The sequence below is a fragment of the Microbulbifer sp. ABF4_148 genome (assembly GCF_056158985.1).
In genome coordinates, this window is record NZ_JBSWUI010000001.1 from 3,645,031 (window position 1) to 3,663,020 (window position 17,990).

The window sequence follows — 17,990 nt, forward strand, 5'->3', positions numbered from 1 at the left end:
CAACTCCCTAACGATCTTTCGGGTCCAGCGCATCGCGCAGACCATCGCCGATAAAGTTAAAGCAGAACAGGGTTGTGACCATAAAACCGGCCGGCACAATCAATTGCCACAAGGCAATCTCCATGGTCTGCGCTCCCTCATTCAAAAGGGAACCCCAGGAAGTCATCGGCTCCTGCACACCCAGCCCGAGGAAACTCAGGAAAGATTCGAAAAGAATCATCTGCGGCACCAGCAACGTGGCATACACGGCCACTATGCCCAACACATTCGGCACGATGTGACGGGTAATCATGGCCCACTTGGAAACGCCGTACACGGTTGCCGCCTCGACAAACTCTTTACCCTTGATACTCAGGGTCTGGCCGCGAACGATTCGCGCCATATCCAGCCAGCTCACCGCACCGATGGCAATAAAGATCAGCAGGATATTACGGCCGAAAAAGGTCACCAGCAGAATGACAAAGAACATAAACGGGAAGGAGTACAGAATTTCAAGTGTGCGCATCATCACACGGTCGGTACGGCCACCAATAAACCCGGCGGCTGCACCGTATAAGGTGCCGATCAAAACCGCCACCAGCGCGCCCATCACGCCGACCATGAGTGAAATACGCCCACCCATAGCGGTGCGGACAAAAAGGTCACGTCCGAGGGAGTCTGTGCCGAAGTAGTGGCCGGAGGCCATCGAGGGGGCCGCATGCATGGCTCCCCAGTCCACCTCATCAAATGCAAACTGACTCAGCATTGGGCCGGCGAACACAAATAGAGTCACAAATCCCAGAATGATCAGGCTGGCAAGAGCGGCCCGGTTACTGAAAAAGCGGCGACGGGCATCGTCCCACAAGCTGCGGCCTTTCACCTCCAGCTGATCGGAGAAGTTTTCAACCGCTTCTTTATTGGCTGTAGTGGATAACATCTCGTAAGCCTCGAATTATGAGTAGCGGATTTTCGGATCGACCACAGCGTACAGAATGTCGACAATGGCATTGAAGGTTATGGTCAGGGCACCAACAAGAATCGTCAGCCCAAGTACCATAGAGTAATCACGATTCAGCGCACCATTGACAAACAGTTGGCCGATACCGGGTAAGCCGAAGATAGTTTCAATCACTACCGAGCCAGTAATGATGCCCACCAGTGCCGGACCGAGATAGGACAATACGGGCAGGATCGCTGGACGCAGCGCATGCCGGACGATGATATAGGGCATGGACAGCCCCTTGGCCTTGGCGGTGCGAATAAAATTGGAGTTCAGCACCTCAATCATGCTGCCGCGCATGATGCGAGAAATCGACGCAATGTAATACAAGGACATACCGATAACCGGAAGCACGACATACTGGGCTGCACCGTTATGCCAACCTCCCGCCGGAAGCCATTCGAGTCCTATGGCAAAAATCAGGACCAGCAAGGGCGCTAGTACGAAACTGGGAATCACCACCCCCGCCATCGCGCTGGTCATAATGGTGTAATCCACCCAGGTATTCTGCCGGAGCGCCGCAATGGTGCCAAAGGTGACCCCAAAGGTAACCGCAACGATAAAGGCGAAGAGTCCGATTTTTACGGAAACCGGCAATGCCTGGGCCACCAGCTCATTGACAGTAAAGTCTTTGTACTTAAACGAGGGCCCGAGGTCACCTTGCAGTAAGCTCCCCAGGTAATTGAAATACTGTTCGTATACTGGCTTGTCAAAGCCGTACTTGGCCTCGATATTCGCCATGACCTCTGGCGTCATGGCAATCTCCGCAGAGAAAGGATTTCCGGGCGCAAAGCGCATCAGGAAAAAAGAAACTGTGATCAGAATAAATAGTGTAGGAATGGCTTCGAGTACGCGTTTGGCGATAAATCTCAACATAAGCGTGTTCTATTTAGATTTTATTGGGAACTTACTTGTTCTGAATCGCTTCCTTGGCGTTGAAACGAAAAAGGCCCGGTAGCCACACTGGGCTGCCGGGCCTTTTCTCACTTAGTGTTCAATAATCCACATGTCCTTGGCATAGAAATTGTCCAAGGGGTCAGGAGCGTATCCGCCCACATGGGGTTTCACCAGATGCTGAGTGACATACTGGTAGATAGGTGCAATCGGCATATCCTCAGCCAGGATTTCTTCCGCAAGTGCATAGTATTCAGCACGCTTGGCGACATCCAACTCTTTCGCACTCTTTGCGAATAGCTCATCGTATCGCGGGTTACTGTACTTGGGGTAATTACTACCGCCTCCGGTCAGCAGGAGCTTTAGCATGGTGGAGGGTTCATTGTAATCGCCGATCCAGCCAGCACGCGCCATATCAAAGGCGGTATTGGCGCGCGTATCGAGGTAGGTCTTCCACTCCTGGTTTTCCAACGTCACATCAACAAAGCCCAGGGCCTGCTTCCACATCGCTGAAATTGCTACGGCCACTTTCTTGTGATTGTCGTTTGTGTTGTACAACAAGCTAAATTCAAGTGGATTTTGCTCACTATAACCCGCTTCTGCGAGCAACGCTTTGGCTTGCTGGATTCGCTCGGCTTGCGAAAGCAGGCTCCACGCCGTCTCCGGCGCATCAAATCCTGTCACAATTCCCGGAGTTAAGTGGAATGACGGCTTTTCACCACGCCCCATTACCTTGTTCGCCATAATATCGCGGTCAATGGCATATGCGAGCGCACGGCGTACTCGGGAATCGTCAAACGGGGGCTGAGTGGTGTTGAACTCGTAATAGTAGGTACCGATGTAGGGTGCTGTCTTTACTTCGTCGGCACGCTCTTTCCGCAGTCGCTTGATGTGCTCGATCGGAACTTCCCAGGTGAAGTCGATTTCGCCCGCCTCGTAACGCTTCAATTCGGCATTGGGAGACTGGATGGGCAAACTGCGCACTCTCTCCAGCTTGACGTTTTCCGCATCCCAGTAAAATTCATTTTTGACATATTCAATACGTTCATTGACGACCCACTCGGTGAGTTTGAACGCACCATTGCCCACATGATTTCCCACTCGGGTCCACTGCTCACCATGCTTTTCAACAGTACCCCGGTGTACAGGTGAGGTAGAGGTGTGCACGAGCATTGCGACAAAGTATGGGACGGCTGCTTCCAGTGTCACCTTGAAGGTATGCGCATCCAGTGCCTCAACCCCAAGGCTATCAACCGGTTGCTTGCCTTCGGTAATGCCCTTGGCGTTTTTCACCTTTCCCGCACCGAGATACCAGGCGTACTTCGAAGCGGTCGCGGGATCAACAAGGCGTCGCCACGAGTACACAAAATCGTCCGCGGTAACCGGGTCTCCGTTCGACCACCTGGCGTTTTGCCGCAGTTTGAAAATGTAATGCTGGTTGTCGCTGGTCTCCCAGCTCTCAGCCACGCCAGGCCGCACGCCGCCATCCGGGGCGGCAATAACCAGAGTTTCCATCAGGTCACGTACCAGCGCGGACTCAGGTGTACCGGAAATCTTGTGGGGATCGAGGGTTTCCGGCTCAGATCCCCCGCCACGAACCAGTGTTTGGTCTGCGGCAAGCTTGTTTGGATCCAGTTTGACTGCAGCCTGATTGGCGGCTTCTGCAGCGGGATCAGAGGACCCACCGCAACCTGCAAGCGCCATCAGGAACGCAATAACAGGCGCAAAATGCCACTTTGCGTTGCGACGAAGTCGAAAATTAGGAAGCATTATTCTTTCCTCGTTATTTTCTTAGGAAATTTTTCCACTGCGAACGTAGCCTGACTGAGTGGGCGCCTGACCTCTATTTAAACATCCCATCCAGATAAAAAGTTCCGCTAAACATGGCAGAAAATACCGAGCTCGCCAATAAATTGCCATACACAGGTCTTCTTCGCGGCATGAGATCAGACCTGATCGGGCGAGATGGGAGCCACGATTTCCCTACAGAAGACATGGGCTTAGACGTACCACAAATCGAAACAACGCTCGAGTGCCGTAACAGGCCTGTGCGCTGTCAAACAGCAATCTTTGTGCCACCCCAGCCCGGAAAGCACTACGTGAAAGGTTCAAAGCGCCGACCGCCTGAGTCGGCCATTCAACCCCCAGACTGACAGGCCAACTTTTACGCGGGCTCTACCGCGGTATTTTTCAGCGCGTTTAGCTTGTCGCGATGCCCCCAGAACTGCCGTAAATTGCTACGGCAAAACTCGGCAACCGCTTCGGCATCTCGAGTCTCCTGCGGTTGTCGTAAAACACCCTCGGGAAATCGTCCCATGCCCGCCAGCAAGCTATACCAACTTGCGCGTGAATAGATCAGTTCACTGCCCTGATTCAACAGAAAATTGTCCACGTTGCCGCCGGAATCCCAACACTCCAGCAGCGCGGACAAACGCTCTGGCACCTGCATCTCTTCTCTCGCCGCACGCCAGTAGGGAGTATCTGCGCGGGTATTAATCCGATAGTGCCCTGCTACATAGTCCAGCACGCCATCGAACAGTGCGTTGATCTGTCGGTTAAAGCCGTCGCGGCTGTCCGCTCCTGACTGGTCGGGCACGCCCACTTCAGAGCATTGCAGAAAACGTTCGATGGTAAATTGCACTAACATCAAGGCCGTCGCTTCCAGCGGTTCGATAAAGCCCTGCGATAAACCGACCGCCAGTACATTCCCCTGCCAGTGCTCCTCAACCCGTCCTACTCGCATGTTCAGATGTCGCACGGTCTCGGCATCGTTCAGGTGCAGCCGCTGGCGTAATTCCTGCTCGGCTTCGTCTGGGGAAACAAATTGCGTGCTGTAGACATAGCCATGGCCGGTACGGGACTGCAGTGGAATCGACCACATCCACCCACTGGAAAGCCCCTCTGACACGGTCTCCGAGGGTAGCGGCGCTTCGGCACTGGTCTTTCTTTGCACAGCCACGGCCGCGTTGTTGAAGAGCGTTTTGCGGTATTCCCGAAATTGATAGCCAGGTGCATCGGCGATCAATAACGAACGGAACCCGGAGCAGTCGATAAACAAGTCGGCCACCATCTTGCCGCTCCGCTCCCCGTGTATTGCCAGAACAGTGTCGCCTTCACGCTCGACGCGCACCACAGTATCGACACAATGCTCCACCCCCTGCTCGATGGCCCTGCCGCGCAGGAATTGCCCCAACAATCCGGCGTCAAAGTGATAGCCGTAATCCAGCTCAAAGGGCAAAGGTCGCTTGGGGATGGGCGCTCGACAGTCAGACGACAGGTAGGGCGCATGAAAAAAGTGGTCAGGCAGGGCCGCTATCGATTCACCACGTCGACGCAATTCAGCCTGCTGAAAAAATACCTGCCCCACTTCACGATCCAATGGTGAGAAAAATGGATGATAGTAGGATTCATAGCCAGGCACAGTAGACCAGTTAGGAAAGCGAATCCCACATTTATAGGTCGCGTTACAGGCCGGCATCCATTCTGACTCGGGGATATTGAGTTTTTTGAAAAACCCCTTCAGATAAGGTGTGCTCCCCTCGCCCACACCGATAGTACCTATCGTATCGGACTCTACCAATGTGATAGAAACCGGCTGCCCATGCCAGTGCTTTGCCATCAGATTTGCCGCCATCCAGCCGGCGGTGCCACCACCAACAATCACAATCGAAAAAGGGGTACCCATTGTTACACTCCGGGGGCAAAGCGGCTCACCATCGCGAGGCAAATCACCGTATAATTCTGTTCAATATTTTTTTGATTACAACACCGATTTTGGCTGTGGACAACAGCCGTGGAGCAGGCTGTGACAACAATAAAAAGTATTATCATTGTCGGCGGTGGTACCGCCGGCTGGCTCGCCGCAGCGTCCCTTGCGAAACAGCTCAATGTGGTCGATGACCCGGAAATCAGCATTACTCTGATTGAATCTCCCGATACGCCAACCATTGGTGTAGGCGAAGGGACCTGGCCCACCATACGCAACACCTTGAAGAGGATTGGTATCGACGAAACCGACTTTATTCGCGAATGCGATGCATCCTTTAAACAAGGCACCAAGTTTGTAAACTGGCATGCATCACCGGATGATGGTATCGACCGTGCGTACTTCCACTCCTTTGAGCTGCCCCACAAGCAATGGCGCACATCGCCCGGCCCCTACTGGCAATATCTGGCAGAGGAATTGAAACAACCCTATGCCGAGGCAATTTCCCCGCAACCCTCGGCCTGCCTGGGCAACTTCGCCCCCAAGACCATGACAACGCCGGCGTATGAGGGCATTTTAAATTATGCCTACCACCTGAATGCCGGCAAGTTCACCAAAATGCTGGCTCGCTTTGCAACGCAAAAGCTCGGCGTGACGCATGTGCGAGCGCATATCGAGCACGTCAATCTCGATCAGGAAGGGTTCATCCATTCCGTGACCACGCGGGAATCCGGTGAAATCGCCGGCGACTTCTTTATCGACTGCAGCGGCTTTGCCTCACTGCTGCTTGGAAAGACTTTTGATATTCCCCTTCGTTCCGTCAAGGACACGCTGTTCGTCAATCGTGCGGTCGCTATTCAAATGCCCTACGCGGAAAACGACACACCCATCGCCAGTCCGACAATATCCACCGCGCAGACGGCGGGTTGGATCTGGGATATCGGGCTGCAGAGCCGCAGGGGCACCGGCCATGTGTATAGTGACGACTTTACTACCCCCGACGAAGCAGAGGCTCGCCTGCGTGCCTATCTGGGGCCGGACTCAGAATCCCTGGATGCCAAACATATCCGCATGCAGCTCGGCTACCGGGAGAAGGTCTTCCACAAGAATTGTGTCGGCATGGGGCTGGCAGCAGCCTTTCTGGAGCCATTGGAAGCCAGCGCGATTTTCCTGATCGAAGCCTCCTGCAATATGCTGGGCGAGCTATTTCCGAACACACGGGAAATGATGAGCCTGCTGGAGAAAAAGTACAACGCGTCGTTTCTCAGCCGCTGGCACAGCGTAGTGGATTTCATCAAGCTGCATTACCTGCTTTCCAAACGACAGGATTCCGAGTTCTGGATCGAGAATTCACGCCCGGAATCTGTTCCGGATACTCTTCAAGAAAACCTGCAATGGTGGCAGCACCATCCGCCATCGCGTTTCGAAATGAGTAATGCGCTGGAACCCTTCGTGCGGGAGAGCTATGAGTTCATCCTCTATGGCATGGGACTGCATCATCAGTATCCACTGAATCCAGCCAGGCTGCCGCATCTGGACTATGCCCGGGAAAACTTTGCCCGCATCGCACAAATGCGTCGAGAGACACCTCAACATCTCATCACGAACCGCACTCTGCTAAACCAGCTCAAAGAACATCGCTTCCAAACAATTTAGTGGACGATTAAATCCATGCACAAAAAAAACCGGCAAAAGCCGGTTTTTTTTGTGCTCGCCGATCCCCCAGACAGGTGACCGGCTCGCGATCCGCAATCAGAACTTTACGGAAGTGTTGACGAACCAACGGGTACCGCCATCGTTGATCAGCTGGAAAATACCATCCCAGGAGTCCTGGGAGTTCTTGGTACGATACAACTCACCAGTCAGGTTGATACCTTGCAGGCTCACCGTCACGTTGTCAGTAACGTCTGCGGAGAAAGCGACATCAACAGAAGTAAACTCCTCTGTTTCCGAGGCGGTGCCAATACGTACACCATTGAAGAATTCACCGCGATGGTTCGCCATCAGACGCGCACTGTAACGGTCATTTTCCCAGTAGGCAGTGGCGTTCCACATGGTATCGGAGTTACCCGGCAGATTCAGGCCCGCAACACCTTCGTTATCCACAACTTCCGCATCGGTGTAGGTATAGTTAGCGCTCACGCCAAAGCCGTAGGCGATATCCGTTTGTACCTGCAGCTCAATACCCTGCAGCTCCGCTTCACCACCATTACGAGTACGGGAAATCTCGATGTCCGCAACAAACTCCTGCCCGGTGTTCTCATCAATAATTGGCAGCGTCTCAATTTCAGAGAAGGAGAACAGGAAGGACTCGATATCTTTACGGAAGTAGGTTGCACTGGCCAGCGCGCCCTCTGCAAAGTACCACTCAACGCCGAGGTCGAGCTGGGTCGCCAGCCACGGTTCGAGGTAAGGGTTACCAGCAGAGCCCGTGCGGGTCGTGCTGTTGTAGCTAAAGGTATTCCGCAAGTCCTGGTAGTTCGGCAGAGACATCACACGAGCCGCTGCACCACGCACCAGCAAATCATCGTTGATGTTATACACCACGTTCAGGCTGGGCAGCACTTCGTTGTAGTCATTGGTTGTTGGCACGTTCAGGACATCAACACCATTGGCTACCTGGTTGGCAATGGAGTTCAGGTCATAGTCAACGTAGCGAATGCCGAAGTTACCGCTGAACTTGTCATACTCGAACTCCGCCATGGCATAAACCGCCAGCTTGTCTTCTTCAATCTTGTAGAAGTCACTGAGGCTTTCACGCTGCATGGTGTTGCCCGGCGTTACACGGGAAGACAGGCCACGAATGCCATCCAGGTCCAGCGTCGGCAGGCAAGTCAGTGTGGAAGACTTGGCCGTCTCCTCATACTGGCCGCAGCCGGTATTCACCGGCAGGTCGGCATAAGTCGCGTCACTGGCCAGATTCGCAGGAATTTCAGCGGTGAAGTTGTACAGATGGCGTTCGTTCGCACGGTCCTGATATTTCAGGCCAGTCTTTACTGACGTGATCACGCCAGCAATATCGACGGGAACCGTCAGATCAAACTGCGCATAAGTCTCCTCATCGGAGTCCATGATGTGCGGATTATTCTCACGAATCGCCAGCGGATAGTTGCCCGGGTTGGAAGGATCAAATCCATCAAACTCAACACCCAGTTTATTACCTGTCAGGTCCAGGGTCAGTACTTCGTCCCCGGTCAGGCCCGTGGCACCGATGTTGCTGGCATTCATCTGGCCAGAGTAACCGATCACGATGATGTCACCTTCGGCCTCGGTGTGACCAATCTGCGCATGTGCTTCAAACGCATCGGTGCTGTAGGTCGCATCGATATCGAACGCTTGCGCTTCCGGGTTGGTATTGCGGAAATAGGAATCCGGGCCGAACCACCAGTCGTCACCACTAACGCCTTCAACGTCACCAAGGGTAGAGTCGTGTTTCAGGACACCGACACCCGCCGGGAAGTCCTTGGTGGCCGTCACATTGTTCAGCTCATTCACACGCCCGGGAATCACCAGATAATTGGAATTCACGTTGTCTGCAGAGAGCGCAAAGTTCAGGTAGTTGGCAACGATATCCAGCTCTTCGGTGGGACGCCACTGCGCGGCCAGGTTATATGCGGTACGCTCACGCTCCTGCTGGAAAATCGCATGACCGGCACCCCAGGTTGCATGGGTGAAGTCACCGGAGCCATCGGCATCCTTCGCTTCCACATTGGTGCCGTAGTAGTTTTCCATGGCATCGTAAGTGGTGAAGCGCTCCTGATGGGACGCGCTGAATAGCACACCGAATTTTTCATCTTCGGATTTCCAGCTGTAAAGGCCGGAATATGCCGGATCCCAACGCTCAGCGTTTTCCGAGTACTGGTACTCCATGGAACCACGGGCCGTGCCGCTATCCAGATCAAGCGGGCGCGCGGTTTTAATATTGATGGTGCCACCGATGGAACCATCCGGCAGATCGGCACGGGGAGACTTGTAAACCTCCAGAGAAGAAACCAGCTCAGCCGCCAGCATATCAGAGCGGAAACCGCGGGTCGGACGATAGCCTTCAAACCACTGTGCGGTGGAAATGGACTGGCCGTTGAGGTAAGTCAGGCTGAGAGATGGGTCCAGGCCGCGAATGCTAACGCCGTCCGCCTCGCCAAATCGACGCTCGATCCCGACACCAGGGATCCGCATCAACGCATCGCCGATATTTTTATCCGGGAACTTACCGATATCTTCCGCACTGATGCTATCCATGACATTGGTCGCGAATCGCTTGGTATCGATACTGCGTTCCAGAGCTGCACGGAAACCAACCACGGAAACTTCTTCCAGCTCGGCGCGTTCCTGATCACTCTTCTTTTTCAGCTCATCTTCCTGAGCCATTGCCAGCGGTGCGCTGACACCAGCAAGCGCCAGAGCGATACCACTCGCCAGCAAGCTCTTACGAAATTCATTCGATGACATAGTCAATCTCACCCTTATAGTTATCTTGAGCGCCGCAGAGGCTCTCTGTTACCGGGAGAATCCAACTCGCGTTTGACATCGCTGTCATTTTGGCGCGGAGTCTCACGGCTCCTTTCCGTTGCGCACACACCCCAACGCACCGACAGCCCACACCCTACCGAATAAATTCTTCACTTTCTACAGTTTTAGAATAATTTATTATGCATATAGCTTGTGATAAGCCGCTGGAGCGCCGCCTGTGAATAAGACAAACGCCAAAATGGCCGCAAATGATCAAAAATTCTACAACCCCATTACGAAACGAGCCGGTGGCGCCAGACTGGAGAGCAAGGTGGACATGAAACGCTGGCGCCGACAGGGATCGGCGCCCAGGGTGAGATTTCTTGAGGTCAGTGACCTGGCACGGTGAGGACCACCTTGCCGACGGAGTCTCCGGTTCGCAGGCACTCTATCGCCTGATGGGCTTGCTCGAAATCAAACTGGTGGCCCACGTGCGGGGCGGGCAACCCAAGTCCGGAGCACCCCTTCAGCAGCGCGTCGAACATTGCCTGCTCCTGCCATAACCAGATGAGGTTGAAAGCCAATACGGAACGATTGCTGCTGATCATCTCCATGGCATCGTATCGGGGGCGGGTCAGGTGCAACCAGGCCGCTTTAATCCAGTTGGGACGATCTCCGGGGGTAAACTGCGCTGCGCCGAAGACCACAAGACGTCCGGTGGGGGCGAGCGCTTCGAAAGACGCTTGCTGTACTTTGCCACCAATGCCATCGAGTACGGCGTGTAACGGACGCCCGCGCAACTGTTGCTGCAGTTGCGCATCGAAATGCTCGCCGCGAACAATCACCTCCTCGAATCCTTGCTCGGCCAAAAACTGCGCTTTACTGGCTGAGCGCACCGTACCAATCGGTGTGGCGCCCATTTGCCGCAACATTTTCATCGCCTGCAAGCCCACGCCACCGGCGGCACTCTGAATCAGGGCCACTTGCCCGGGCTTTACTGCACCCAGGTCGGTCAGTGCATAGTAGGCGGTCAGGCTTTGCACAGGGAAAGCAGCGCCCTCGGCAAAAGACCAATCCTCGGGTAGTTTTTGACAATGCTGTGGCGGCACATCGACGGTGTCTGCGTATCCGCCAAAACGAATACAACCGTAAACCCGATCGCCTACCTGCAGGTCGGTTTGCGCCGAGGCACCGAGCGCTGAGACCGTGCCAGAGAATTCCAGCCCCGGGATAAAAGTCCCTTCCGGCGTGGCTGAGTAAAGACCCGTGAGCGCGAAGATATCCGCAAAATTAAGGCCCACCGCCGCCACTTGAATCCGGATTTTATCCGTGGCGAGTGCTTCCAGTGGTTCCTCGACCAAAGCCAGATGACTGATTGCACCAGCTTTTGGCGTACGCCAGACTTTTCGGGTTTCGCTCATTGAGGGCATCCTTGGATCGATATTGACGCCATTTTCCCATAGCGCACCACAAAGTACAGATGGAGCACCGCCCCATGAAAAAAGCCCGCACTCCTGCGGGCTTTTTTATCACGCCACAAAGACGAGCCGTTTACTGCTGGGCGTCCAGCACTGCCAGCAGCTGCTCGACACTCGGGCGGGTTTTATAGTCGTCAGCGACATGGGACCACAACACCTTACCCGTGGCGTCCACCAGGAAAATGCCAGGAGCGGCAATTTTGTGATGATCACGTCCGGACCAGTCCTCGAGCACGATGCCATAGTCCCGGTAGCGTTTCGCTGTCGCTTCATCAATCTGGATCACCACGCCAAAGGCCTCGTGGGCCTGCAGGTCCGGATCCGACAGTACCGGGAATGGGATTTCATAGGTCGCCTGCGCCATGGCGCTGGCATCAGGCTTATCGGCACTGATCACGACCGGCGTTACACCGCGCTTCCTGAATTCCGGAAACGCTTCGGTGAGCTGGCGGATCTGGACATTGCAGTACGGGCACCACCCGCCACGATAAAACACTACCAGCACAGGTGCCTGTTCCAGTACTCTCACGCTCTCAACCGGCTCTCCAGTATGCGCTTTGGCCTTGAACTCAGGCAGCTGTTCCCCGGCTTTCAATCCCTGGGACACGGTTCCCAGAGCGGCCTGCTCAGTGACTTCCAGATCAGGCTGCATGGTGGGTAATTTGATATCCTGGGCAGCAACATTGGCAATCAGGCCCAATCCCAGGCAGGCAGCACCGAGTGCTGACAACAGGCGAAGTGACATAGTGCGATTCCTTGATTCAGTGAATGTTGACCGGACTGCTCGTGAGCGCATTCGCTACGCGCGGCAGTTCCAGCCAGGGTCCAAGCCTTAGTCGTACAAGATGGCAATTTCTTACAGCCCCAAACCCTCAGGGTTGCAGCGCCAGAGGCGCACTGCGACGCAGGGTCAGTATGGCCATCAGCTGGGCCAACAAAGCGCATGCGGCCACACCGATAACCAGGGTAAACGGCGCCCCGTCAAAGAAGAAACTGATCACCAGGGTACCCACCGCACCCAGAATCATCTGCAGCGCCCCTCCGAATGAAGCGGCCGTCCCCGCAATATCCCCATGATCATCCAGGGACATCACCATGGCGGTGGGCAGAGCCAACCCGAGACAGCTATTACTGACCAGTAACATAGCCACGAGTACAAAAAAGCTATCAAAACCACTGCCAAACACCACCAGCATAGCGAGCCCGTTCAATGCAAAGAGCAGCACGCAAAGACGGATCACCCGCATCGGTCCAATACGTGCACCCAGGGTCGCCGCGAACTGACTGGCGCAGAAGAAGCCGAGCGCATTCAGGGCGAAAGCCAGGCTGAACTGGTTTGTCGACAAGCCATAATGCTCGATATACAGAAATGGCGAGGCGGACAGGAACATAAAGAAGGTGGCAGTCCCCAGACCACTGATCAACACCAGCCCCATAAAACTACGATCAGCCAACAGCACCGAAAATGCCTGCTTTAGCTCGCCAACAGACAGTGGTACCCGGTCTTCCGTTTTCAGGGTTTCCGGTAGACCCCGCCAGGCCAGCAATAGACACAACACTGCAGCAACGGCCACGGCATAGAACACCGATCGCCAACCCCAGGGCCCGGTCATGGCGCCGCCCGCCAGCGGTGCAAGCATCGGTGAAATTGAAATAATCAGAAGGACAGTGGTTGTCAGTCGCGTGGCCTGATTACCGGTATAGCGATCCCGGATGATTGCCCGGGGTATCGACATAACAGCGGCACCACCAACGCCCTGAAAGAATCGACAGACAATCAGCCACTCGATGGTGGGCGCCAATGCGCTACCGATCGAGGCAACCAGGAACAGCAGTAAACCGAAATACAGCGGCGGCTTACGGCCAAACATATCTGCCGCCGGACCGTAAAACAGCTGCGACACACCAAAAGCGATAAAGAAGGCCGTCAGCGTATGTTGCACGGCCTCCACCGGCGCCGCGAGGTCCCGGCCAATATCCGGCAAGGCGGGCAAATACATGTCGATCGCGAAGGGCCCCACACAGCTCAGCAACCCGAGAATCAGTGCCATGCGGAGAAAATCAGACTGCTGCGTCATAAGGTACTTCTGATCAATCGTGAATTCCTGGCAACCGGCCCGACAAACAATCGCTACCCAAGTTGCATTTGGCGCCACCGTGAAGAGTTTCACGCCAAGCCTTTAACGGCTACCCACTCGCTCTGAATGTGGACGCAGCCAAAACACAAAAAAACAGTCCGATCTGTTTGTTATCGTATTTTGCCTTTGTTATGGTAAACCAGAGAGGGGGCCAGCGTACCGGCACCCCGCAAGACTGAACGGATTCAAAGCGGTCTACCCAATATAACTACAATAGCCGTCCGGCTCAAAGGGATGATAATGAAGAGATACTTCGCACCACTCAGCGGTATCCTGCTTACCCATCTTGCGGTACCTGCACTTGCTCAAGAAAGCCTTTCCGAACCCGACCTGAGCATCGAACACATCACTGTCACAGCCAACAAGCGCGAGCAAGACATCCAGGAAGTGCCGATGTCTGTCACCGCCTTTGACAGTAACTTCTTTAAAGACTCGGGTGAAACCGATTTTTACGCGCTGGAGCAATACACACCGAGCCTGAAAATACAGTCCGGTCCCGACTCGCGTACAACATCCATTCGCATTCGCGGAATCGGCTCCGCGGGATCCAACGCGGGTATCGATCCCAGTGTCGGGGTGTTTGTCGATGGTGTCTATCAGGGCCGCGCCGGCATGAATATCAGCGATCTGGTCGATATTGAGCGCGTCGAGGTTTTACGGGGACCCCAGGGCACCCTGTACGGCAAGAATACCGCGGCCGGTGCGATCAACATTATTACTTCCAAGCCATCCTCTGAGTTTGAGGCAGAGGCCGACGTAGAATTTGCCAATAATAATCGGCAAGAGCTGAGATCCATGATCAACCTGCCACTGGGCGACTCCGGCAACGCCATGCGTATGAGTGCGTTCGTCATCAATGGTGACCACTTGTACAACAATACGTTTACGGGTGAGGGCCTCAACAATGCCGACAAGTGGGGCTTGAAAACACGCGTGCTGTTTAACCTGGCAAACAGCGAATTACTCCTGAATGCCGACTACTCGAAGGAAAGCACGGATTGTTGCGCTCTGGCGGTGATCGATTACAACGGCGTATCGCCCATCATGATTGGCACGCCCATGACCAATGTGCCTTCCGCGATGCTGCCGGGCCTGCCGTATACCGCGCTGGAAACCGCCCCAGGCAGCATTGGTTCGCCGCCCACCGCAGATCCTTTCGGGGACGACTACTGGCTCAATGACGAGCTGGCCAACAACGTGGAAGTTGGTGGTGTATCTGCAGAGTGGAATATGGAGGTAGCGGACTCCCATCGCGTTACCTTTATCAACGCCGCGCGAACCTACTCATCCAATAGTAGCTACGACGGTGACTTCACGGCCTATGACGCCGCTTCCGCAGCCACAACCGATGTAGAGCTCAATCAGCTTTCTACTGAGCTTCGCATCGCCTCATTGGGAACCGAGACGCTGTCTTACCAGGTTGGCCTGTACGGCTATTACTCTACCTTCGAGACCGAGGGCAGCCTGGGAATGAACGAGACAATCCTGCTCAATTCCCCGGCACTTTCACCCGGATTGCCGCCGCTGTCGGCCATCCTCGGGAGTCGCTCGCAAAATATCGATATCAACGAGTACACCACCAGCAGTCTTGCCATGTTTGGACAGGTAGAATGGAATATCAGCGAGGCACTCAGCGCAACCTTTGGCTTGCGGGTAACGCAGGAAGAAAAGGCACGTACCGGTTCACAACGCACACTGCGCACCCCACTGCCGGGACTTCCCCCCGAGTCACTGCCGCCCTTCCAGTTTCTGCCTTTTGACCTGGCTCCGATTGCAGGGGCGGATGTCGACTTTGACCAGAAGCGCTCAGACAGCAATGTTTCCCCGTCATTCAACTTGCGCTACTTCGTCAGCGAAGATGTCATGACCTATGCCAGTGTGAGTAAAGGCTTCAAATCTGGCGGCTTCGACCAGCGGCGTGTCCCGGTCGTAAACTTCGGCGCGATCAATGGAGGCAATGATGCGGCTGGCGAATTCGACGAGGAAGAAGCAACCAGCTACGAACTCGGCTGGCGAAGCGCCCTTCTGGATAACCGCCTGATTGTGAACGGCACACTCTATTTCGTCGATTATGAGGATTTTCAGGCACAAGCCTTCGACGGCGCCAGTACCACAGTCACCAATGCCGGCGCCCTGGAAAGCTATGGCTCTGAGTTCGACATCTTATTCGCGGCCAGCGAGCAATTTACGCTCGGCAGCGCAATCGGCTACAACAAGGCTGAGTACAAGACATTTGACAATGGACAGTGTACGGCGATGGACTCCCTGTTCTGGTCGCTGGCCAACCCGTCCGCGCCCTGCGTAACGGACCTGGCCGGAAAAACTCTGGACAATGCTCCCGAGTGGACCTTCAGTTCCTACGCCCAGTACGAGCAGCAGCTGTCTTCCAACCTGCTCGGGATTGCGCGCCTCGAACATAATTATGTGGACGCCCACTATCTCGATCAGGACCTCGACACCAATCTTTACAATGAAGCGATCGACTTGATCAACCTGCGTTTCACCCTGACCAACCTGAACCGGGACTGGGAAGTGGTAGCATGGGGAAAAAACCTGCTGGATGAAGAGTACTTCCTGATGGGTATCGACATTCCCACCATTGGTGGCTATGCCGGCGTTGTTGCTCCTCGGTCGACTTATGGTCTGACCCTGCGTCGAAGCTTCAACTAACCCGAGTCGTCGGCCCCGCCCTTGTGGCGGGGTGCACCAACGACTGCCGGCGTGGCGCCACAGGCAAGCACCGCAAGGTGCCCGGTACTTTCGACCTCGCACCAGGCTTTGGATCCGCAGGTCCCCCTTGCGAATACTGAATGGAGAATTCCATGACCATTGAAGCAATCACCAGGGAAGCCGTTCGAGCGCCGACCGTCACAGGCAATTTTGAGGCCCAGGAAAAAGAGTACGACTACTGGGTATCCGATATTGAGGGCCAGGTACCCAGTGACCTCACCGGCACATTCTTCCGCAACGGGCCAGGCCGGCTCAAGCTGGGGGGCGAAGAGTTTGGACACTGGTTTGATGGCGATGGCATGATCGCCCGCACAACCTTCACCAACGGCAAGGTACATTTTTCCAACCGGTTTATCCGCACCCCAAAATATGTGGATGAGACCGCAGCCGGCAAACCCCTCTATCGCGGATTCGGTGGTGCGCCCAAAGGTAACTTCTTCAAGCGTTTTGCGCCGCCCGCCAATCCTGCCAACACGGGACTGATATTACATGGGGGCAAATTTCTGGCCCTGAATGAGGGCGGTCGGCCTTTCGCCGTTGACCCCGCCACACTCGACACCGAAGGGGAGTTCACCTACGGCGATAACCTGGGCAAGATGAATATGTTCAGCGCCCATGGAAAAATAAACCCCAAAACCGGCTACTACTACAACTTCGGCTTGTGCTTCGACTTCAGCCTGCGCGGTATTAAACCTGGATTCGAAATGTACAAAATCGACCCAACAGGACAGTTGGTTGATCGCGCCCGCTTCACGATGGACCACATGCCGTTGTTGCACGACTTCGCCCTTACGGAAAATTATGCCATCTTTATTCAGTCGTCCGTTTCGATGCAGGGCAACCTGTTGATGACCATGCTGAAGAACGAGTCGTTTGCTGATCTGATGCGCTATGACAATCGCCTCACCAATAAAATCATCATCGTCGATGTACACAATCTAAAGCTGGTCGACACAGTTGAAATAGATCCTATCGCCTGCCTGCATTTTGGTAACGCCTATGAGAAAAATGGGGAAATCCATTTTGACCTGATGGAAACCAAGGAGACTGGGTTCGGCACGCCGGATCACAAGATTGAGCCACTGCAGCTGTTTTCCGAAGACGTTAATTTCCGATCCGGCGCGGCGCGCTATAAACGATGCGTCATCGATTTAAAGCGCCGACGCTTTCAGGCGGAATACATTGACGACGCCCTGGAGGGGGAATTCCCCCAGTGGGACTGGACACGAACCACGTCAGAAAACCGGTATGCCATCTCTACGGGCTATACCGAGGACGGTCCGCAAACCTACTTCAATGCCATACAAAAGATTGACCGTAAAACCGGAAAGGTCGAGACCCATGATTTTGGCAGCTACCGGTTTACCGGGGAGCCGCTCATGGTCGCCAAGCCAGATACCGATGCGGAAGATGAATTTTACTGCCTCAGTTATGTGTACAACGGCAATACCGACAAATCTGAGGTGGTTGTGGTAGACAGCCGACGTTTTGACGAGCCCCTGGCAACGATCAAGCTCGACTTCCATATTCCCCAGGGCTTCCATGGCATGTATAGCCCGAAGGTCTTTTTGTAGGCAACTGGTCTACATCCATAGACCACCTCCCGGCACCGAATC

The 17,990-nt window shown here is 54.6% G+C and carries 11 protein-coding genes; 3 read left to right on the top strand and 8 right to left on the bottom strand.

Translation table 11 applies throughout. From position 1 onward, the window contains the following. Positions 1-7: 7 nt before the first annotated feature. The 4 genes from oppC to ACXAD0_RS16105 all read right to left on the bottom strand — a co-directional run bounded on the left by oppC (position 8) and on the right by ACXAD0_RS16105 (position 5,558). A complete protein-coding gene (oppC, locus tag ACXAD0_RS16090) occupies positions 8-916 on the bottom strand; it encodes an oligopeptide ABC transporter permease OppC (RefSeq protein WP_475089648.1) in 909 nt (302 codons plus the stop codon). A 15-nt stretch (positions 917-931) separates the two neighbouring features. After that, positions 932-1,855, bottom strand: coding sequence for an oligopeptide ABC transporter permease OppB (oppB, locus tag ACXAD0_RS16095; protein WP_475089649.1), 924 nt, complete (start codon positions 1,853-1,855; stop codon positions 932-934). Between the two features lie 111 nt (positions 1,856-1,966). Next, entirely contained in the window at positions 1,967-3,643 is a 1,677-nt protein-coding gene (locus ACXAD0_RS16100) for a peptide ABC transporter substrate-binding protein (RefSeq protein ID WP_475089651.1), read from the bottom strand. A 394-nt stretch (positions 3,644-4,037) separates the two neighbouring features. After that, positions 4,038-5,558: a tryptophan halogenase family protein gene (locus ACXAD0_RS16105; RefSeq protein WP_475089653.1), complete on the bottom strand. Its 1,521-nt coding sequence runs from the start codon at positions 5,556-5,558 to the stop codon at positions 4,038-4,040. A 120-nt stretch (positions 5,559-5,678) separates the two neighbouring features. Between ACXAD0_RS16105 and ACXAD0_RS16110 the strand changes: the two genes are divergently transcribed. Beyond that, entirely contained in the window at positions 5,679-7,235 is a 1,557-nt protein-coding gene (locus ACXAD0_RS16110) for a tryptophan halogenase family protein (protein WP_475089655.1), read from the top strand. A gap of 96 nt (positions 7,236-7,331) precedes the next feature. Here the strand turns inward: ACXAD0_RS16110 and ACXAD0_RS16115 are convergent, their stop codons facing one another. From ACXAD0_RS16115 to ACXAD0_RS16130, 4 genes are all read right to left on the bottom strand, one after another. Then, entirely contained in the window at positions 7,332-10,028 is a 2,697-nt protein-coding gene (locus ACXAD0_RS16115; RefSeq protein ID WP_475089657.1) for a TonB-dependent receptor, read from the bottom strand. A 389-nt stretch (positions 10,029-10,417) separates the two neighbouring features. Continuing rightward, positions 10,418-11,449, bottom strand: coding sequence for a zinc-binding dehydrogenase (locus tag ACXAD0_RS16120; RefSeq protein ID WP_475089659.1), 1,032 nt, complete (start codon positions 11,447-11,449; stop codon positions 10,418-10,420). A 130-nt stretch (positions 11,450-11,579) separates the two neighbouring features. After that, on the bottom strand, positions 11,580-12,251 hold the full coding sequence (locus tag ACXAD0_RS16125) for a peroxiredoxin-like family protein (protein WP_475089661.1): 672 nt from the start codon (positions 12,249-12,251) through the stop codon (positions 11,580-11,582). Positions 12,252-12,378: 127 nt separating this feature from the next. Next, positions 12,379-13,584 carry a multidrug effflux MFS transporter gene (locus ACXAD0_RS16130; RefSeq protein WP_475089663.1) on the bottom strand — a complete coding sequence of 402 codons (1,206 nt, stop codon included), beginning with the start codon at positions 13,582-13,584 and terminating at the stop codon, positions 12,379-12,381. A 300-nt stretch (positions 13,585-13,884) separates the two neighbouring features. Between ACXAD0_RS16130 and ACXAD0_RS16135 the strand changes: the two genes are divergently transcribed. Both ACXAD0_RS16135 and ACXAD0_RS16140 read left to right on the top strand, forming a co-directional pair. Next, positions 13,885-16,314 (top strand): TonB-dependent receptor, encoded by a 2,430-nt coding sequence (locus ACXAD0_RS16135; protein WP_475089664.1) that lies wholly within the window; start codon positions 13,885-13,887, stop codon positions 16,312-16,314. Between the two features lie 152 nt (positions 16,315-16,466). Then, positions 16,467-17,948 (top strand): carotenoid oxygenase family protein, encoded by a 1,482-nt coding sequence (locus tag ACXAD0_RS16140; protein WP_475089666.1) that lies wholly within the window; start codon positions 16,467-16,469, stop codon positions 17,946-17,948. Positions 17,949-17,990: the final 42 nt, after the last annotated feature.